Origin of the sequence: Bartonella sp. AP30XZML (genome assembly GCF_042195945.1) — a bacterium.
In the GTDB taxonomy this organism is placed as follows: domain Bacteria; phylum Pseudomonadota; class Alphaproteobacteria; order Rhizobiales; family Rhizobiaceae; genus Bartonella.
Genome location: NZ_JBHIPJ010000036.1, coordinates 68815 through 88924, shown reverse-complemented (window position 1 = coordinate 88924; position 20110 = coordinate 68815). Strand labels below are relative to the sequence as shown.

Here is a 20110-nt window from a genome sequence, read left to right as displayed (position 1 = left end):
TTCGCTTTCCAGTGTAAATTCGGTTAAGGAAGAGAGCTCAAATTCGGCATGCAATACTTTTCCGATGTGTCGGATATTATCTGCGGACAAAAGCGACGGTGTGCCGCCCCCCTATATAGATGCTGCGGATGGGCCCTCTAAGCGAGCGAATGAAATTTCCTTTGGTTCTGATCTCTGTGGTAAGCGCTGACATATAAGATTCGATTTGCTTAACGTGCTTGTAGGCCCCTTTCTGAAAGGGACAGAAGGAACAGATGGTTTCGCAAAAGGGAATATGCAAATAAAGAGAAATGGTACGCGCTTGTGGAATCTGCTTACTTTGCGCTAGTTTATTAAAGTCTAGGTAATCGTAAAATTCATTTGAAATAGTGCGAAATAACGGATATGTGAAGTTGTAAATCGGCTTGAGTTGATCGAACTTCACAAAAGGATGATCCACGAGTTGCATAGCTTACCTCCCCCAATTTCTTAACTCGCACTATATTATTGACGGGCGACAGGTGATCCAATCATCCGAGTGTATTACCAAAGATTTTTACGGAACATAATGAATCCTCCTTTTGTAGAAGTTATATGTATTATACATATAACTCATTATATGAACAGATGAGCTTGTTTAAGAGGCAATGTAAAGATAAAAATATAAAAGAACTTTCTCTTGCAGCCTTATGGTCTGATATTGTAATTGGTATCCTGTTTTACGCGGTCGGGCTATGAATGCCTAGGGCGAGAAAAAGCAGGGTATTTTAATGGACGTGCGGGGTATCTTTGTTATGTTGCTGGGATTTGGAATTTGCGTCTGGTTATGAAATATCATTAGCGCAAAAAGATGGTTTTAAAGGTAGAGATACATTTTTTAATATCCCTGTAAAACTTCGAGAAGAGATAGAATTATCTATTAGAAAACATATAAATATCCAGTGTGATAATATTATCGAATTACATGACATCATCACTCTTGCACGCCATTTTGACATATTACCTAAAATCTCATTGAGATTGTGCCATGTACTGGCAAACGGGGATAGATCGTGTTTTGGTATGACTGCGGCGAAGTTACGTGCCGCATTATCTTTGCTAGAATCCAATAGGATTAGGCTTAATGGGGTGCCTTTGCATGTGGGCTCTAATTTGAATTCGACTGAGTTAATAGTATCCACCTTAACTAAGGCTGGAAAGGATATTTACGCATTGAAGGATCAAAAAAGTTTTATCAGTCTAGGCGGAGGATATCCGACTTCCACAGCATTTTGCGATGCCGTGACGGTCAATGACGAATACCCTCGTAAAATTTATGAGGCATTATCACAATTGGGTTGTGATTTACATAAGCTTACGGTAATTATTAAACCTAGGCGTATTATATCTAAAGATTATGGTTATTTATTCTCAAATATTAGCTCTATAAAAGAACAGAATGGTACGAACTTAATTATAATCTGGGCTCTGGGGATGTGTGCTCAATCTGCACAGTATCACTAGATCATAAGTCAAAGTATGTGAAAGTAACTGATACAAAAAAGATTTTACGATAGTGAAAGATCGACGTAAAGGACGTTAGTTCAAAGGAAATTGATATTATTGTGTTCTCATATCCTGATTTTTTGGCTTTTTAGATATAAATAACACACCTCCTAGTGGGCTGGAAACTATCAAATGTTGGATCACGCATGGCGCAATTAGCAAAAAATCCTATCTATTGGATTTGGTATGCTCTACTAGATTCTCAGCTCTAAATATTGTGTGCGAAGTGCAATGTCAAGCGGTGGGAATTGATATAAGTGCAGAGTCTGTACCATCCGCTCAGAACAAGGTTGATAGCTCTGTTATGCAGACGATGGTTAAGTTTCATGTCGGAAATGCTGAGCGTATGACTTATCCTGAAAATACATTTACGCATATTATGGCGGGGTGAGTGTTTGTAAGCACTAGCTGTAAAGGCTACTCACCATCCTAGGGTGTTTACTTCTATGTGGATAACAATAGAGTTACAAAACTTGCTTCATATTAAAAGAAAAGTTTCTTTTCTTTTAATATGAAGCATTGCTACAACCAAAAGGAAATTAAATATCTCGCCTTTATTATTCTCGTCAATGTTTGCTTATATATGATTATTTGAATCGGAATTAGGTTACGTACAATATGGTATTTCTCGCTATTTTATATAAGGAGAAGGTTCGCACCGATGTATCGGGTGCAATATCAATTTTTTCACTATGGTGATAGGATAGCTTTTTGAGCGTAAAGTTCTTTTACCTTGATAGATCTTATAGTATTCTTCAAAAATATCAGTTGATAAATTTTTTTCGTGTCGTTTATGCATGGGCTGATACAATAAGAATAGGACTTGATTGTTTTTAAAGTTGGTATGTTATGGCTGTAAAAAATGGTAAACAAACGAAAAGTAAGAATTTTAAACCTGTCTCTCGTTTTCTCAAAAGTTTACGTGGTGTGCGCAATTGGGAACAAGTTTCACAATGGCTTGCTTTTCGTAAGGTAGAGGATATTGAATGTATTACGCCTGATCAAGCAGGGGTACCACGGGGCAAGATGATGCTTTCTAAAAAATTTACATCGGAAACATCATTGGCATTGCCTTCAGCAGTTTTTATGGCAACAATTTCAGGGGATTATCCGGAAGATGGTCATGGTTTTGAATATCCTAAAGCAGATGGTGATTTACGCCTTGAGCCTGATCTTTCTACGTTAAGCATTGTTCCATGGGAAGATGCTCCTACGGCACAGGTGATTTGTGATCTTGTGTATCAAAATGGTCAGGTTGTGGATTACACACCACGCAATGTTTTACGAACAGTGGTTCATTTTTACACAAAAATGGGTTTAAGCCCTGTTGTGGCACCAGAAATTGAGTTTTATTTGGTACAAAAAAATCCCGATCCTGATTATCCGTTAGTTCCACCGGTTGGTCGTTCTGGGCGTTCAATTGGTGGTGGACAGGGGTATTCCATTGCTGGTGTTAATGAATTCGATGATTTGATTGATGATATTTATCAATTTTCAGAGGCACAAGGATTGGAAATTGATACCCTCATTCATGAAGAAGGAGCAGGACAGTTTGAAATCAATTTACGTCATGGTGATCCTATTGAATTAGCGGATCAAGTTTTTATGTTTAAACGAACAATTCGTGAAGCAGCACTAAAACATAATATGTATGCAACTTTTATGGCAAAACCCATTCAAGGGCAGCCGGGTTCTGCTATGCATATTCACCAATCGGTTGTTGATAAGAAAACCGGTATGAATATTTTTACACAGGAAAATGGTGAAGAAAGTATCTGTTTTCGCCATTTTATTGGTGGATTGCAAAAACATATGCCAGGCGTACTTGTGATGCTTGCGCCTTATGTGAATTCTTATCGACGTCTTGTCCCTGATAATTCGGCTCCTGTTAATTTGCGGTGGGGATATGATAATCGTACTACAGCTTTTCGAGTTCCCCGTTCTGCTCCTCAAGCGCGACGTGTTGAGAATAGGCTTCCTTCATCAGATGCGAATCCTTATTTAGCCCTTGCGGCTTCTTTAGCGTGTGGTCTTATTGGTTTGCAACAAAAAATTGAGCCGGATGAGCCAGCGATAAATAATGTAAACGCTGATAATATTGAGTTACCGCGTGGGCTCATTGAGGCAGTCAATTTGTTTGAACAAGATACAGTGATACGTGCTATTTTAGGGGATGTGTTTGTAAGTACTTATGCTGCAATCAAACGACAAGAGTTTGAAACTTTTATGGAAGTAATCAGTCCGTGGGAGCGTGAATATCTCCTGCTGAATGTTTAAATTTTATGACGATGATTGATTATAATTCAATTTCTCCAGGAATTTCTTGGTATGAAGATGCTTTAAGAGAACGTCCCTCTTATCCTTCTTTTTGTGAAAACAGACAGTGTGATGTGGTCATTATTGGAGGCGGATTTACGGGTCTTTCGGCTGCTTATCATTTAGCCAAGGCTGGAGTAGATGTTGTTTTATCTGAAGCATCACGTTTTGGTGATGGTGCTTCAGGGCGCAATGGTGGACAGCTGGGAACAGGGCAACGGCAATGGGTAGAAACATTAGAAAAAAAGTATGGTTTTGAGCGAAGTAAAGCTCTATTTGATTTAGCAGAAGAAGCTAAAAGAGATATTTTAGCTTTATGCGCAATGCCTAATTGTCCTTGTGATTTGATAGGAGGACAGCTTTCTGTAACTCATAAAAGGCGTGAGCTTCTCTCTTATCAACAGCATATTGAGGCGATGCAGCGTTATGGCTATCACGCACTTACTTTTATGGATAAGGCTGAAACATTTGAGCGACTTGGATCAACTTTTTATTGTGGTGGTATTTATGATGCGGATACCGGTCATATAAATCCCTTAAAATTGATTATTGGGTTGGCAAAAAGAGCACAAGATGCTGGTGCTAAGCTTTATGAGAAGTCACAAGTAACGACCGTAAGGCGCAAGGGAGCACATTGGAAAGTAATAACAGAAAAAGGTAGTGTAACAGCAGAGCATGTTTTACTTGCAACAAATGGGTATAAACTTGGTCTGGAGCGTTTTATTGAAAAAAATATTGTTTCTATTCGCTCTTATATTGGAGCAACGGACCCATTACCAAAGCATAGTTCAATTCTTATAGGGGGGGAATCGGTTGATGATTCCCGTTTTATGGTTCGCTATTTTCGCAAAAGCATTGATAATCGTCTCTTATTTGGTGGTGTAGAAAGTTATGATAATAAGCATCCTCTAAATTTAGATGAACGTATAAAACGGCAAATTGTTGAAATTTATCCTCAATTACATTCTATCAATTTAAGCCATCGGTGGGGAGCAACGGTTGCCATCACAGTTGAACGCATGCCCTATGTTCGCCAAATTTTTTCAAGGATGACTTATTGTGGTGGTTATTCAGGGCATGGCGTTATGCTGGCTCCTTTCGTGGGAAAATTATACGCAGAATGGTTAACTGGAAAATATGAACGTTTTTCCTATTTCCAAGACTTAAAGATTTCATCTTTTCCGGGAGGAAGAGTTTTGCGTTATCCGCTTATATTTTTAGCAATGCGTTGGTTTTCTTTATTGGATCGCCTTTAATGGAAACATTGCTTGAAATGAAGAAAATTAATGGCTTATTTAGTATCTGTCTGCTTTAATGATGAAAGCTTTTATAAGTGATATGGGATTTCATAATCGAATAGAAAAATAAACAAGTTCATGGTGCGTAAAATTATTCCAGTTTCTTCCTTTGATTGTATTGTTTTTGGTGGCAATGGTGATCTGGCGTTGCGCAAGCTTTTGCCGGCTTTGTATCATTGTCAGTGTGCTGGGCAATTCAGTGAGCCAACACGTATTATTGGGGTTTCGCGCACTTTCTTAAGTTGTGAAGAATATCAAAATTTTGTCCGCATTTCTTTAGAAAAACATATCCATCCAAAAGATCTCAATTCAACAGAACTCAATCGTTTTCTTGCACGTTTAAGCTATGTTTCTGTTGATGTTTCCTCAAATCGAGGGTGGGAGGATTTAGCCCTTCTTCTGTCACAAGATTCAGCGGATATTCGAGCTTTTTATTTGGCTGTTGGTTCGTTACTTTTTGCTGATATTGCGATGAAGTTGGAAAAAAATGATTTGGTGACAGCACAAACACGGATTATCATTGAAAAGCCAATTGGTTGTGATGTAAAAACAGCTGTTTCACTTAATGATGTATTTGCAAGCGCCTTTAATGAAGAGCAGATCTTTCGTATTGATCATTATCTTGGGAAGGAAACTGTTCAAAATTTAATGGCATTGCGGTTTGTTAATACACTTTATGAACCGCTATGGAACTCCAATTATATTGATCATGTTCAAATAACCGTTGCTGAATCTTTGGGGTTAGAGGGGCGTACAGAATATTATGAAAGCACTGGTGCTCTACGCGATATGGTTCAAAACCATATGCTACAATTACTTTGTTTGGTTGCGATGGAAATACCATTTACTAACAGTGCTAATGCTGTGCGCGATGAAAAACTTAAAGTTTTACATTCTTTAACACCGCTTGATGTCCATAATGTAGGGCAGCATACTGTACGTGGGCAGTATCTTTCTGGTCTATCAAATGGTATATCGGTAGAGTCCTATTTTGATGATCTGGGAAGAGTGAGTAAGAGTGAAACATTTGTAGCACTTAAGGTTAAGATTGATAACTGGCGTTGGGCTAATACGCCTTTTTATTTACGAACAGGTAAGCGCATGTTCACGCGAATGTCTGAAATTGTTGTGGTTTTTAAACCTATTCCTCATAATATTTTTAATGTGGATTTAGATGAAATTTTTTCTAATCGGCTTGTAATTCGTCTCCAACCTGATGAAGGTGTAAAACAATGGTTGATGATTAAGGATCCAAGTTATGGCGGTATGCGGTTTCGTCACATTCCATTAGACATGAGTTTTGCTTCCGCATTTTCTGAACGTAATCCTGATGCTTATGAACGTTTATTAATGGATGTTATTCGTGGAGATCAAACACTGTTTATGCGTCGTGATGAAGTTGAGGCTGCTTGGCGTTGGATTGATCCAATCATTGAGGGATGGGAAGCAATAAAACAGCCTGTTCACAGTTATAACGCTGGTTCGTGGGGGCCGTCTGCTTCGATGAGCCTCATGGAACGTGATGGGCGTATATGGAACAATTTAGTTTAGAGCAATAAGTATGTATAGAATGAATATTGACCGTTTAGATTTTGAAACCCCTCAGACTTTAGCCTTGGCATTAGCAGATCGAGTAGCCGCAGAGCTTAGTGTATCTGTTCTTGAGCGCAAGAGAGCAGTTTTAGCGGTGTCTGGTGGTAAAACACCAGAATTGTTTTTTCATTATTTGTCAAAAGCGGATATTGATTGGCAAAAGATCATTATCACTTTGGTCGATGAACGTTTTGTCCCTACACACGATGAACGTTCAAATGAATATATGGTACGGTGTCATTTGTTACAAAATTTTGCCGAAAAAGCACGTTTTGTAGGGCTTTATCATAAAGCAATTACTGCTGAACTTGCTGCTTTTTCAGCGGCGAGTCGTGTTAATACTTTGCCTAAACCCTTTGATGTTGTTGTTTTAGGAATGGGGGAGGATGGACATACGGCATCTTTTTTTCCTGATGCTGATCGTTTAAAGCAAGCGCTTGATTTACGAACACAAGCACTTGTTTTACCCCTTCATGCTAAGAGTGCTGTTGAGCCAAGACTCTCACTAACTTTGCCAGTTATTATGCAATCTCGTTGTATTATTCTCCATTTCGAAGGTTTTCAGAAACGCGATTGTTTTGAAGAAGCTTGTCAAGACGGGTTTGAAATAGAAATGCCTATTCGGGCAATTTTGCGTAATTCCCCTCATCTTGTTCAGGTTTATTGGTCGCCTGCAGAAAATGAAATAAGTGAATCAAAGTATGCGACACAAGGTGAATAAAACGTAATCTCTCTCAATGAATGAGGGGAAGAAACAATGAAAGGGGGAGAGAAATATGGCACTTTCCAAGACAATTGCCACAGTTACACGAAGGATTTATGAACGTTCTCGATCAACACGAGAAATTTACTTAGATCGTATTGCAAAAGCACAAGTTCATCGCCCCAAACGGAGTTTTTTAGGATGTGCCAATCAGGCTCATGGCTTTGCTGCTTGTGGTGCAATAGATAAAGAGCGTTTGAAGGGAAATATCGTTGGGAATATTGGCATTATCACGGCATATAACGATATACTTTCAGCGCATCAACCTTTTGAAAAGTTTCCTCACTTAATTAAAGAGTCGGCCCGTATGGCTGGTGGTGTTGCACAGGTTGCAGGTGGTGTTCCCGCGATGTGCGATGGTGTTACACAGGGAAATGCGGGGATGGAGCTTTCCCTTTTTTCGCGTGAAGTAATTGCAATGGCGACAGCTATAAGCTTATCACACGATGTCTTTGATGCAGCATTGTATCTTGGGGTGTGTGATAAAATTGTACCAGGTTTATTGATTGGTGCACTAACATTTGGTCATTTACCAGGAATTTTTATAGAAGCTGGTCCCATGACAAGTGGTCAAGGTAATGATGAAAAAGCGAAGATACGTCAACTTTACGCGGAAAATAAAATAGATCGCCAAACACTTTTAGCATCAGAAGCACGTTCTTATCATGGGCCAGGAACATGTACATTTTATGGAACAGCTAACTCTAATCAGGTAATACTGGAGATGATGGGGCTTCATATGCCGGGAGCTTCTTTTATTAATGCGAATACACCATTGCGTGATGCTTTAACAAAAGAAGCTACGAAACGTGTACTTGAAATGACAGATCTTGGTGATCATTATAGTCCACTTGGTATGATCATTGATGAGCGTTCTTTTGTGAATGCCATTGTAGGATTAAATGCAACAGGAGGTTCTACCAATCATACGATTCATTTGATTGCTATGGCTGCTGTTTGCGGTATTAAATTGACATGGCATGATATTGCAGAAATTTCATCCGTTGTGCCTCTTTTAGCGCGCATTTATCCTAACGGTTTAGCAGATATTAATCATTTTTATGCTGCGGGGGGAATGGGATTTATTATTCGCGAGCTTATCGAGGCAGGTTTGGTACATGAAGATGTCTCTACGGTTTTTGGTAAAGATCTCAATGCTTATGCAATTGAAGCAAAGCTTTCTGCTGATGGTCATGTGGTACGTGAAGCGGCTCTTAAGGAAAGTGGTGATCATAAGGTGTTAGCGGGGTGGAGAAAGCCATTTCAGCTTGATGGTGGTCTTCGTGTTTTATCAGGAGATTTGGGAACAGCTATTATAAAAGTTTCCTCTGTTAAACCAGAGTATTGGCAGATTAAAGCACCAGTCTTTGTTTTTAATGATCAAGAGGAACTACAAAAATCTTTTAAATCTGGAGTGTTGCATAATAAAGACTTTATCGCTGTCATTCGCTATCAAGGACCAAAAGCCAATGGTATGCCAGAGCTTCATAAATTAACGACCATTTTAGGCGTTTTACAAGATCGCGGTCAAAAGGTAGCATTGATAACCGATGGGCGTATGTCAGGAGCGTCAGGAAAAATTCCTGCTGCTCTCCATGTGACACCAGAAGCAGTGGATAATGGCCCCATTGCACGTTTGCAGGATGGTGACATTGTTTTCCTTGATGTTCATGGGGGTAAATTAACTCTTTTGGAAGATTTAGCAAAATTTAACGCGCGAACAACCACGTCTCCTGATCTTTCAAAAAATGAACATGGTGTTGGACGCGAACTTTTTCATGTGTTTCGTCAATCCGTTAATCGTGCAGATCAAGGGGCATCTGTTTTTATGACATGACGAATGTAAAAATGGTAAATCATGTGCAATGAAACCATGCAAAATGAATTGTTACAATTCTTAGAATTTTGGTATAGGAAGATTGTGTGATCGCGCAGCGGCTTTGAGTGTATTAACCATAAGCATGGCAATTGTCATTGGTCCAACGCCTCCTGGAACAGGGGTGATCGCAGCAGCTTTTTCTTTTACATTTTCAAAATCGACATCACCAACAAGACGTGTTTTCCCTATACCTTTTTCTGGTGCAGCAACGCGGTTAATACCGACATCAATAACAATTGCACCATTTTTCACCCAGTCTTTTTTAATCATTTGTGGGCGGCCTACAGCAGCTACGAGAATATCAGCGCTTCGACACACATCATCAAGGTCACGGGTACGACTATGGGCAATTGTCACAGTGGCATTGGCTGCTGTTAAAAGGGCAGCCATAGGTTTTCCAACAATATTAGAGCGTCCAACAACGACAGCATCAAGTCCAGATAAATCTCGTCCACAGTGTTGTTCAATCATCATCATGGCACCAGCTGGAGTGCAGGGAATAATTGCATCTTCAAGTGCATTTGCCGCGAGTTTTCCTACATTAATATAATGAAAACCATCAACATCTTTTTGGAAAGCAACGGCTTGTGTTATGCGATTTGTATTCATATGAGCAGGGAGAGGCAGCTGTACCAAAATACCATGAATTTTGGGATCAGAATTTAATGTTGCAATAAGTTGAAGGAGTTCTTTTTCTTGCGTTTCTTTGGAAACGACATGTTTGATTGAAAGAAACCCACATTCTTCGGCTTTTTTATTTTTTGAGGTGACATATACTTGACTTGCAGGATCATCTCCAACGATAATAACAGCGATACTAGGTTGTATATTATAGTGATGGCGGAGCTTTGCTGTTTCGGCCTTAACTTTCGCAATAATCTCTTCAGCAAGTTTTTTTCCGTCGATAATATTATTCATTCAGAGATCCTTTCGGTAAGGCTGTTTGTTTTTTTTTGTAAAGCATTTTCTAATAATACGATAGAGTTTTATAGCAATATTCATATGAGAACAGTAAGAATGGTTTTATAATGTTGTGGATTTATAGTTTTGAAGACTTTTAAATAATTGCTTTATAAAGAAGCAGCAACATTGCTGTTTGAATAAATTTTGGATAAAGAACAAAAATAATGAAGATACAAAGTGGATATAGTGAATTATAGGATTATAAAAACTTTTTATGATCATTTAAGTTTGTTTTTAATCTGTTATAGGGGGATAAGTATAGAGGGATAATGTGCGCATCAGAATAATAAAATTTTTGAGCGGAGTTTTTATTACAATTATCTTTTTATTTGGAGTGGGGATTCTCGTTTTACCTTATCTTATTTCTACAGATGCGATTCGTATTCGTTTAGCGCAGGATTTAAGTGCATGGACGGGTTACAATGTGCAATTGCGTGATCCACCGCGGTTACATCTTTTTCCTTATCCTAAAGCATTTCTTTCTGGCGTTACTTTAACATCAAAAATGGATGATGTTGCGCCATTAATGGAAGCTGAATCAATAGAAGTTGATCTTTCTGTCGTCGATCTTCTTTGGGGACATATTTCTTTTTCAGAGACGCGGATTATGCGTCCTCAATTTGTTATGGAAAAGCCTGTTAAAACAATAGCAGATTTTTTTGATCGGTTTTCTCGCTCACAAGGTGCATTAGGGGTGGCAATACGTAATACGCGTGAAATATTAAAACATAATCCTGAGCATCCAGAGATAGAGCACTTTTTAAAACAACCTTTTGGACGGATTGTCATTAAAAATGGTGTTCTTGTGTATCACGATAGTTTTTCAGGAGTAGCAGAAAAAATAACAGGATTAAATGCAACTTTAGATTGGCCGGAATCAACTCAGGAAGTACGGTTACGTGCAGATGCGCGTTGGCGCGGAGAGTTTACAAAATTATCACTTGATGCTTCTCAAGCATTGCTGCTTCTTGCAGGAGGCAAAAGTCATATTAGGGCAAGTCTCAATTCTGTACGTGGGGGAATAACTTTTACAGGAAAGGCTCGATTATCTGAATATTATATTTTTGACGGAAAAGTGTCAATGCGTTCTCCTGGATGGAATCAGACATTGTCTTGGGTTGGTGGAAATCAGTTTTGGGGACATAAATTAAAAATACCCATTGTATGGGAATCTCATTTTTTAGCGCAGCCAATGCATATCCAAATGAACAATGTTACATTTACGATGGGGAAAGCCAATGCGCGAGGAGCTTTAAAACTCGATTTTCAAGATTATGTACCAAATGTCATGGGCTCTTTAGCCTTTGATAATCTAGACCTTAGCCTCTTGGGTTCAATGTTTTTTTCAGGTAAAAAGAAAAATGCCTGCTTTGACATGAGAACTTTTGATCGTATTGGCGTGGATATACGACTTTCTGCGCCACAAGCTAAAATAGGAAATATTTCACTCACAAATTTAGCTGCTGCAATACAAATAAGAGATGGGCATGGTATTTTTGATCTTGGACATGCGAATATTTTTGGTGGATCTGTGCAAAGTAATATTGAAGTTACGTCAGCTGGACAGAAAGTGCGTATTGGAGGAAATATTTCAGGTGCTTCTATTGATATGCAGGAGACTTTAGAAATCTTGGGATTTATTCCATTTATACAAAGCAAAACGAATTTTACTGCAACGGTACGAACACTTGCTGATTCTTGGCCAGAAATTTTTACGAAAATGCAGAGTGAATTAACACTGAAGATGTCTTCTGGTCGGCTATTAGGGTATGATCTGAATGAATTACAAACAAGACTTTCAAATAAACAACAATTTCTTTTAACAAATGATGATTCTCTCTCAACAACATTTGATCACTGGGATATTCAGACAAGCTTTTCAGAAGGTATGATGAAGGTAACAGAGTCATTAATGCGTACAGCAGACTTGAGCTTATCCATTCAAGGAACCATTGCAACTGCTATTTCCCAAGGGAAGCAGAATGAATTGATACTACAGGCACAATTACGAAAAAATTATAGATCAGACACTTTATGTAAAGATGTTCAATGCCTTGCTAACAGCCTTGCATGGCCTTTTACATTTTCTCTGAGCTCTAAAGGACAAGATCGTGGTAATTTTTTAATTACAAAAGACACTGATACAGATTGAGTATTATTTTTCGTTTATACAACATTTTATTTTATAATTATAACTCATCTATTTACAATTTAGAGTTGTTTTTAAATTTAAATAAGAAATTCCACTATCGTAAGATTCTCTCATTTTAAATCTATTCGTGATAAAGTCATAAAAATCGCCCTCTACGTTATAAGCGTGGTTGGTATGTCGATAAACGAGTGAAGAGAGGAAGAACAACGCTTCTTATAAAATCTTTCAAATACAAGAGATTCATAATATTGATGCAAATCTTAGAAGGCTGCTAGCAATATTTTGTTGCACTAAATTTTTAAGGGATGTTGGCCAGTGCTTATTGAATCGCAGAAGAAATACCATAGCCATCTTTGGTAATTGTATGCTTCCCGTCGGCTCCAACAGAACCAATTCCCACTGTAATCAAAATAAAGGCTAAGAGGGTTGTAATCGTAATAATTGTAGCTTTTTTAGCAGACATATTTTTCCTCCACGGATGCATCAATGACTGAATGCAAAGATGAATGGTGCATTATTTAAACTTTTATGAAAGCAGAATCACTTAAGGATCTATAAGTTCCTATTATTATCTCATAAAGCTAAAAAAACTCTATAATTCTTTAATATATTATAGTTCTATAGATATAATTTTTTCTTTTTGCTATATATTTTTCTTCATTTTTTCGATGATGATAGTGAGCATTGGCAAAATTTTTATGCGCATAAATTATAAACTTAAAAGATTATTTATCCGACAGACATTGGCTTTGAATGAAGAAATAAAGATAGAGGGGGCACAAGCTTCTTATCTTATGCATGTTTTGCGTATGAAAGAAGGAGCAGAAGTTTTACTTTTTAATGGACAGGATGGTGAGTGGCTTGCTAAACTTATCACTGTTAAGAAAAAATTTGTTGTGGTTCAGCTTATCCATCAAGAAAGATTACAAACGACGCATTCCAATCTTATTTATTGCTTTGCTCCACTCAAAAATGCGCGGTTGGATTATATGGTGCAGAAAGCTGTTGAAATGGGGGTATCGATTTTGCAGCCTGTTATAACGCATCATACGCAGGTTACGCGTATCAATATGGCGCGTATGGAAGCCAATGTTATTGAAGCTTCTGAACAGTGTGGAATTTTATCTCTTCCTAAATGCGTATCGGCTCTATCATTAGCAGAACTTTTAGCACAGTGGGATGAGACACAGCCTTTATTCTTTTGTGATGAAGAGCATAAATTGCATAATCCATTACCTTCTTTTAAAAAGCGTGACGTTACAACACCTGGTATTCTTATTGGACCGGAAGGTGGCTTTAGTGAAGAAGAGCGGAGCTTTTTAAAAAAACATCCTTTTGTGGTTCCAATATCACTAGGTCCGCGTATTTTACGCGCTGACACTGCCGCTGTTGCTGCTTTGGCTCTTCTTAATGCTACCGTGGGGGATTGGGCAATGGATTGAGAAATCTGTAAAATCATTCTAAACAATTTATTTAAGATGATGATACCAATTATAGGATACGGTAAGTTATGGCGCTTGATATAACTGATGAAAGTGAAATTTATAACTTAGATTCTTTGGTTAGCTATTTCCAAGGGGGGTATAAAGCAGAAGATGATTGGCGCATTGGTACAGAACATGAAAAATTTCCGTTTTATAGAGATGGTTTTCATCCTGTTCCTTATGAAGGAGAGAGGGGAATCCGAGCGCTTTTAGAGAGGATGCAAAGCGCCTTAGGATGGAAACCTATTTTAGATGAAGAGAATATTATTGGGCTCGTAGGATCAGTTGATCAGGGAGCCATTTCTTTGGAACCTGGGGGACAATTTGAATTATCTGGTGCACCATTAAAATCAGTAAGCCATACATATTACGAGTTGATGGAGCATTTAACTCTTCTCAAAAAAATTGCAGAACCATTAGGTATAGGTTTTCTAGGTCTTGGAGCTAGTCCAAAGTGGACTTTAGCTGAAACGCCGCGAATGCCTAAATCACGTTATCAGATTATGACTGATTATATGCCTAAAGTGGGGTATAATGGTCTTAATATGATGTATCGCACATCAACAGTTCAGGTTAATCTTGATTTTTCATCCGAAAGTGATATGCGGCGAAAAATGCAAGTATCCATGAAGCTACAGTCCATTGCAACGGCATTATTTGCAAGTTCACCTTTTACAGAAGGGCGCCCAAATGGCTTTTTGTCGTGGCGTTCTGAAATTTGGCGTAATACGGATAATCAGAGGACAGGCGTTCTGCCCTTTGTATTTTCTGAGCGTTTTGGTTTTGCTGATTATGTTGAATGGGCCCTTGATGTTCCAATGTATTTTGTTGTGCGTGATGGTCGTTACTATGATTGTACACACATAACGTTTCGTCAGTTTATGAATGGAGCATTAAAAGGACAAGTTGCAAATTCAATTCCAAACATGGGAGATTGGATTAATCACTTATCAACGTTATTTCCTGAAGTCCGCTTAAAAAGATTTTTAGAAATGAGGGGAGCTGATTGTGGTTCTTGGAAGCGCATTTGTGCGTTGTCGGCTTTTTGGGTTGGGCTTCTTTATGATAGGGAAGCACTTAATGAGGCAGAGGCTTTGACAAAAGATTGGTGTTTTGAAGAAGTTTTAGAGTTGCGCCAACGTGTTCCTAAAGAAGGGTTAAGAACTCCTTTTCGTCAAACTATTCTTTTAGAGTTAGCACGTCAAGCTCTTGCTATTGCTCGTAAAGGCTTAAAAAATCGCAAACAGTATGATACGAATGGTTTTGATGAAACAAATTTTCTTAATCCTTTAGAAGAGGTCGTTGCAATGGGACAAACAGATGCTGAAAAATTTTTGTCCCATTACTATTCTATTTGGAATGAGTCTGTAGAACCTTTATTTTTAGAATGTGCCTATTAAATTTGAAGCAAAGATACTTCCTACTTTTTTAAAAATACATATCACCGTGGTGGTTCATTCACTCATTTGCTCTAGAGAGCATATCCTATCTTGCTTTTAACATTTCTCATAACGGAAAGGATACAATACAAAAATTTCTTGGGGAGTGTGATTTTTATACCCAATAATATCACGATATTTCCGTAATCATAATGTTGTCCCTTTGTACAAAAGATAGTTCATAAGAGATAAAGCTTATTATCAAACATTTTTTATTCACTTGGCTAAGCCTACTTATGAATAGGTCTGAAAATAATATTTTTTACTTTTCAAAGGGATAAAAAATATAATTTGCGGTTAATAGTCAATTATTATAATTCAATATACGATGCTTATATGAAAGAGTATTTTATTATACAAAAATTACGATATCAATCTTTCAGTGCGCTAAAAAGACAGTAGAAAAAATACCGATAGATCTATGTATGTATAACTCAATTTTATTTTTATAAAAAAAGAAATATATTATGTAAATAGATAGAAATAAAGATTATTATATATATAATGAATGTGTTAATTACATCATTAAATATTGATAAATAAAAAATATTATCTTCATAGAGTTATATGAAATTATAAGCTATTCATAGATAAGAAATAACTATTTGTATGCAAAGGGGTATTATATTAAAATACTATTATTCTTGATAAAGAGGCACGAGATAAAGAGATTGAATTTGCAACGAATGAGTGTTTGAATACGCACAAAAATTCAAAAAAGAACAACATTTCTATAGCAGAATAATCTTTATCAGTATGAGCGCAACTTATTATAGGCAATTAATTATCCCCATACATTATAAATCTACTGTAAGACTGCTTTTAATGCTTTAAACTGTACTATTCATAAAATTTATAATATTTGTAGGCTTAAAGCCTCTCATTTTAATCATATATCCTCAGTCTTTTCCATTGTTTTCATTATCTAGAAATTTGTAATCGTCTTTGTTATGCTCTCACTAGGATAAGCAGCTTTAAAATGTGCTCGTCCTTCATCCGTAATGGCATCACGCCTCTGTAAATCAGCTGTTGTGTTTTCTTCTGTAGAATTCGTAAACAAATGGGATTGTTTTTCATCATGAACAGTTACAGAGATTCAACGTTTTTATAAAGATACCGTGGAAAGCATTGACCTGTATCTATTGCATCTAGATTAGGCAAATTCTTAGCTATCAATACAGAAAAAACGCTTCGTGCTCCTATGCCTGTAATTTGTATCATCCTATTTTCAACTTTTTGTCCTATCAGGACTATACGAGGCATTTGGTAAATTCCATCGTTGAGATTCCGATTATAATAAAACCACTGTTGCGTAAAAGGATGATATGAACTCTGAGTGAGGCATGCCTCTTCAAATTCAAAACCTTTCTTCTTATTAGTTCTTGCGTAACATTATAACTCCAACTTATCTTTTTTATATCTAAAGTGACAAAATTATTTACAGCATGTGCACGTGTTGTTCGATCAGCATATGAATAGGTATCGTTAAAACGTTTTACTGCGCTATTATAAAAAGCAATCATATTATTTATATTTGCTGCTCAAGCTCCGCCCTCCAATGTTGCGACAGCTCTTGCATTAAGATGTTTCATAAGAGGTATTTCTACTCCTTTCTTATACATTTTTACCCATACGCCAGCCCTGCTTATGACGTGCAAGCAAATGATTTTTATTGATTCAAGATAAACAGGTTTGAAATGAGAGAATCTTACGTTATTCGGAACTCTCATTTAATATGCAAAACAGTAAATTATCATTATAAATCAAATCCTTGTCTTTCAATAGGCATTGTGGCTTTCAAAGCCTTTTTTATGACTATAAAAAGAGTTTTGAAAAATAAAAAAGCTTTCATTGAGAGTAAAGAAAGAATGTATAAAAAGTATTTTCAATAAAATAATTATATTTGAAGTGCTGATCAAAGCTATTGAGAGTGCAGTCCATAAAATGAGCAGAAGTAGCTTGTTGGTGTATTTTCTAGAAAAATCATGAATGTTCGATTGTTAATTCATCCTTGCTTGGAAAGCTTGTTTCAGTTCAAATAGAAAAAGAGAGTGGTAAGGAGATTTATAGAATAAGATATGCTGTAATTATTCAGTATTAAGATGCAATGAATGTTGCTTATATTTCTCTTTTTTAACTATTTTATGAGAGTGAAAATTTAAAGAATAAAAAAATAATTTTATTTATTTTCTTTAAACAGTTATTAGTAGATAAAAAATTCTCTTTTAATCTATAAATTAAAAAAATAATGATTTTGTAAAAGCCTTGTAAGCTTTATAGGTTAATTTTAAATATCATGCATTGATTTTGAATTATGCAGATTATTTATGTCAACCATAATAATAGTGAGCATAAACAATGACATTTAATTTTTTCGTCAATTTATTTCTATTTGTTATTTTTTTATTATTTGTTTCTCAAAGTAAGAAAATGCAATGGAGTCTTTCACTACGTGTTATGCTATGGCTTATCCTTGGCTTGATTTTTGGAAGTGTTTTGCAGTTTATTTATGGAGAGGGTGAAAGCACTTTATTGAAATCCGTTGAATGGTTTAACATTGTCGGTGAAGGCTATATTTTATTGTTGCAAATGATTGTTATGCCACTGGTTTTTATCTCTATCGTTTCAGCAGTTGCTCATTTACATTCTGTTTATGCTGTTGGAAAGATGAGTATAATAACAATTTCAATATTGCTTTTTACAACGGCTCTTTCAGCATTGGTTGGTGTGCTTGTGGTTAATTTTTTTGGATTAACAACCGATGGTTTGGTGCATGAAGGGCAAAATGTTTCTGCTCTTCTTGAAGGTCATATTTCTAAACTTGGAGATATGAATATACCAAAGATGATTTTGTCTATGATTCCTAAAAATCCATTTGCTGAGTTGAGTGGAGCTAAACGTACGTCAATTATTAGTGTTGTGATTTTTGCGTCATTTTTAGGTGCATCGGTTCTTCTTTTAAAGAAAGATGAGCCAGAAAAAGGAGAAAAAGCGCTTTTATTTATTCAAGTGGCACAAGCGTGGATTATGCGGTTAGTCCGTATTGTGATTGCTTTGACGCCTTATGGTATTTTTGCACTTATGACGAAAGTAGGAGCAATATCGCGTATTGCAGATATTTTAAATTTACTGGTTTTTATTATTGCTTCTTATGTCGGTATTATTTTAATTTTTGGAATTCATGGTGTATTGCTTGGTATTTCTGGGATTAATCCCTTTCGTTTTTTTAAAAAGGTTTTACCAGTTTTAACATTTGCTTTTAGCAGTCGTTCAAGTGCTGCAAGTATTCCTTTGAATATTGAAGCGCAAACACAGTGGATAGGTGTACCACAATCCATTGCGAGTTTTGCAGCTTCTTTTGGGGCAACAATTGGACAAAATGGTTGTGCTGGTCTTTATCCAGCGATGCTTGCGACCATGATTGCACCCTCTATGGGTATTAATCCTCTTGATCCTACTTGGATTGCTACGCTTATTGGTGTTGTAACGTTGAGTTCTATTGGTGTTGCTGGTGTGGGGGGAGGTGCTATTTTCGCTGCATTGATTGTGTTACCAATTATGGGGCTTCCTGTTACTTTGGTTGCTGTACTTATCTCTATTGAACCGCTAATTGATATGGGACGTACTGCTCTAAACGTGAGTGATTCAATGGTAGCAGGAACGGTCACCAGTCAAATATTACGGACAACAGATAAAAGTATTTTTAAAAAATAATTTTAGATTATATTTTTTGGGGCTGTAAAACATCTGTAAGAGATATTTGCGCTGAACCAGGCTGGAGCGGTTTTTGTTGATTGGGATGAGGAGCCCAACCAGAGAGCCAGATGAAAGAAAAATGTGCACGAATACGTCCATCAGGATCACTAAATCGTTGTGCATAGATTTCAGCTGCGCGGAGAAAAAAACGTTTGGATACAGGGCGTCGTGAACGATTTATGAGTGCATTTTGCATTCCCATAGCTTTAAGATCGTGCATAAGGTCAAACATTGTATTATAACGTATTGTGATATCTTCAACGTCTGCTACAGGAAGGGCAAAGCCAATACGCTGTAAAAGAGCGCCTGCATCACGAATGTCGGCAAAAGGGTAGACCCTAGGGCTTGCTCCATCATAAATTTCACTTTCAGCTTGCAGCAGGCTTTCGCGCAATTCTCTTAATGTACCAGCTCCTGCCATAACAGCAAGAAATAAGCCATCTGGTTTAAGGGTATTTTTTATCTGGCTTAGAACACCAGGGGTATCATTGGTCAATTGTAATGAAAGAAGTGAAACAATAAGGTCACAGTAACTTTGAGGTAAATCAAGAAATTCTCGATGACGTAAATAGAATTTTTTATCATGGCTTTGATAAAGCGTATCGGTTTCAATGCGTTCTATGGAACAAACTTTTCCAGATTTCATTAAAGCTTGCGCAGCAAGGTCTGTATGGCTGTGTAAATCAAGAGCTAATGTAAAGAGGCGATCAACAGTGCTAAGGCGTTTATAGAGATCTTCTGCCATGTGAGAGAGTAAAAAGTCACATCCTTTTTTTGCTTTTTGAAAGGCACGTTTTCGGAATTGTTCAATGCGGTTATGATCAAAAATTAAAGGATGCGACATATTGTGGAACACTTTCGATCTATGAAAGAATATATTTTGAAAAGGTTCATTATTTGTGCAAGCTCTGTCAAGTTTATAATATGAAAGAAAATAAATTTA

Annotated in this window: 14 protein-coding genes and 1 pseudogene; 11 read left to right on the top strand and 4 right to left on the bottom strand. The window is 37.0% G+C overall.

Annotated features, from left to right (window positions below; all coding sequences use genetic code 11):
* Positions 1 to 786 precede the first annotated feature (786 nt).
* The 7 genes from ACFIL2_RS02710 to edd all read left to right on the top strand — a co-directional run bounded on the left by ACFIL2_RS02710 (position 787) and on the right by edd (position 9331).
* Positions 787 to 1482 carry a hypothetical protein gene (locus ACFIL2_RS02710; RefSeq protein WP_375633533.1) on the top strand — a complete coding sequence of 232 codons (696 nt, stop codon included), beginning with the start codon at positions 787 to 789 and terminating at the stop codon, positions 1480 to 1482.
* Between the two features lie 217 nt (positions 1483 to 1699).
* Positions 1700 to 1915, top strand: a complete 216-nt coding sequence (locus ACFIL2_RS02705; RefSeq protein WP_375636605.1) for a class I SAM-dependent methyltransferase — start codon at positions 1700 to 1702, stop codon at positions 1913 to 1915.
* Between the two features lie 458 nt (positions 1916 to 2373).
* Positions 2374 to 3801: a glutamine synthetase family protein gene (locus tag ACFIL2_RS02700; RefSeq protein WP_375618430.1), complete on the top strand. Its 1428-nt coding sequence runs from the start codon at positions 2374 to 2376 to the stop codon at positions 3799 to 3801.
* An 11-nt stretch (positions 3802 to 3812) separates the two neighbouring features.
* On the top strand, positions 3813 to 5096 hold the full coding sequence (locus ACFIL2_RS02695) for an NAD(P)/FAD-dependent oxidoreductase (RefSeq protein ID WP_375680409.1): 1284 nt from the start codon (positions 3813 to 3815) through the stop codon (positions 5094 to 5096).
* Positions 5097 to 5216: 120 nt separating this feature from the next.
* Complete coding sequence (gene zwf / locus ACFIL2_RS02690) at positions 5217 to 6689, top strand: glucose-6-phosphate dehydrogenase (RefSeq protein WP_375680408.1); 1473 nt, start codon at positions 5217 to 5219, stop codon at positions 6687 to 6689.
* A 10-nt stretch (positions 6690 to 6699) separates the two neighbouring features.
* Positions 6700 to 7452 carry a 6-phosphogluconolactonase gene (pgl, locus tag ACFIL2_RS02685; protein WP_375618432.1) on the top strand — a complete coding sequence of 251 codons (753 nt, stop codon included), beginning with the start codon at positions 6700 to 6702 and terminating at the stop codon, positions 7450 to 7452.
* A gap of 55 nt (positions 7453 to 7507) precedes the next feature.
* A complete protein-coding gene (edd, locus tag ACFIL2_RS02680; protein WP_375680407.1) occupies positions 7508 to 9331 on the top strand; it encodes a phosphogluconate dehydratase in 1824 nt (607 codons plus the stop codon).
* A 60-nt stretch (positions 9332 to 9391) separates the two neighbouring features.
* Here the strand turns inward: edd and folD are convergent, their stop codons facing one another.
* Positions 9392 to 10291, bottom strand: a complete 900-nt coding sequence (folD, locus tag ACFIL2_RS02675; RefSeq protein WP_375680406.1) for a bifunctional methylenetetrahydrofolate dehydrogenase/methenyltetrahydrofolate cyclohydrolase FolD — start codon at positions 10289 to 10291, stop codon at positions 9392 to 9394.
* Positions 10292 to 10607: 316 nt separating this feature from the next.
* Between folD and ACFIL2_RS02670 the strand changes: the two genes are divergently transcribed.
* Positions 10608 to 12488, top strand: a complete 1881-nt coding sequence (locus ACFIL2_RS02670; RefSeq protein WP_375680405.1) for an AsmA family protein — start codon at positions 10608 to 10610, stop codon at positions 12486 to 12488.
* Between the two features lie 319 nt (positions 12489 to 12807).
* Here the strand turns inward: ACFIL2_RS02670 and ACFIL2_RS02665 are convergent, their stop codons facing one another.
* Complete coding sequence (locus tag ACFIL2_RS02665; protein ID WP_273790383.1) at positions 12808 to 12951, bottom strand: hypothetical protein; 144 nt, start codon at positions 12949 to 12951, stop codon at positions 12808 to 12810.
* Positions 12952 to 13186: 235 nt separating this feature from the next.
* Between ACFIL2_RS02665 and ACFIL2_RS02660 the strand changes: the two genes are divergently transcribed.
* The gene (locus tag ACFIL2_RS02660) at positions 13187 to 13930 is read left to right on the top strand and encodes a 16S rRNA (uracil(1498)-N(3))-methyltransferase (protein ID WP_375680404.1); all 744 of its coding nucleotides are present in this window, start codon (positions 13187 to 13189) and stop codon (positions 13928 to 13930) included.
* A gap of 68 nt (positions 13931 to 13998) precedes the next feature.
* Entirely contained in the window at positions 13999 to 15372 is a 1374-nt protein-coding gene (locus tag ACFIL2_RS02655; protein WP_375612076.1) for a glutamate--cysteine ligase, read from the top strand.
* A gap of 982 nt (positions 15373 to 16354) precedes the next feature.
* Here the strand turns inward: ACFIL2_RS02655 and ACFIL2_RS02650 are convergent.
* Positions 16355 to 16952: pseudogene (locus ACFIL2_RS02650) on the bottom strand (type ISP restriction/modification enzyme); the annotation flags it as partial.
* Between the two features lie 817 nt (positions 16953 to 17769).
* Here ACFIL2_RS02650 and ACFIL2_RS02645 point away from each other — a divergent pair.
* Entirely contained in the window at positions 17770 to 19125 is a 1356-nt protein-coding gene (locus ACFIL2_RS02645) for an L-cystine transporter (protein WP_375680403.1), read from the top strand.
* 7 nt (positions 19126 to 19132) lie between these two features.
* Here the strand turns inward: ACFIL2_RS02645 and ACFIL2_RS02640 are convergent, their stop codons facing one another.
* Positions 19133 to 20011 (bottom strand): methyltransferase, encoded by an 879-nt coding sequence (locus ACFIL2_RS02640; protein ID WP_375680402.1) that lies wholly within the window; start codon positions 20009 to 20011, stop codon positions 19133 to 19135.
* Positions 20012 to 20110 lie beyond the last annotated feature (99 nt).

Bases quoted from the DNA above. Each gene is read 5' to 3' on its own strand.
- ACFIL2_RS02640 (WP_375680402.1), bottom strand. From the start codon at position 20,011: ATGTCGCATCCTTTAATTTTTGATCATAACCGCATTGAACAATTCCGA.
- ACFIL2_RS02665 (WP_273790383.1), bottom strand. From the start codon at position 12,951: ATGTCTGCTAAAAAAGCTACAATTATTACGATTACAACCCTCTTAGCC.
- ACFIL2_RS02655 (WP_375612076.1), top strand. From the start codon at position 13,999: ATGGCGCTTGATATAACTGATGAAAGTGAAATTTATAACTTAGATTCT.
- ACFIL2_RS02700 (WP_375618430.1), top strand. From the start codon at position 2,374: ATGGCTGTAAAAAATGGTAAACAAACGAAAAGTAAGAATTTTAAACCT.
- pgl (WP_375618432.1), top strand. From the start codon at position 6,700: ATGTATAGAATGAATATTGACCGTTTAGATTTTGAAACCCCTCAGACT.
- ACFIL2_RS02645 (WP_375680403.1), top strand. From the start codon at position 17,770: ATGACATTTAATTTTTTCGTCAATTTATTTCTATTTGTTATTTTTTTA.
- zwf (WP_375680408.1), top strand. From the start codon at position 5,217: ATGGTGCGTAAAATTATTCCAGTTTCTTCCTTTGATTGTATTGTTTTT.
- ACFIL2_RS02695 (WP_375680409.1), top strand. From the start codon at position 3,813: ATGATTGATTATAATTCAATTTCTCCAGGAATTTCTTGGTATGAAGAT.
- folD (WP_375680406.1), bottom strand. From the start codon at position 10,291: ATGAATAATATTATCGACGGAAAAAAACTTGCTGAAGAGATTATTGCG.
- edd (WP_375680407.1), top strand. From the start codon at position 7,508: ATGGCACTTTCCAAGACAATTGCCACAGTTACACGAAGGATTTATGAA.
- ACFIL2_RS02660 (WP_375680404.1), top strand. From the start codon at position 13,187: ATGCGCATAAATTATAAACTTAAAAGATTATTTATCCGACAGACATTG.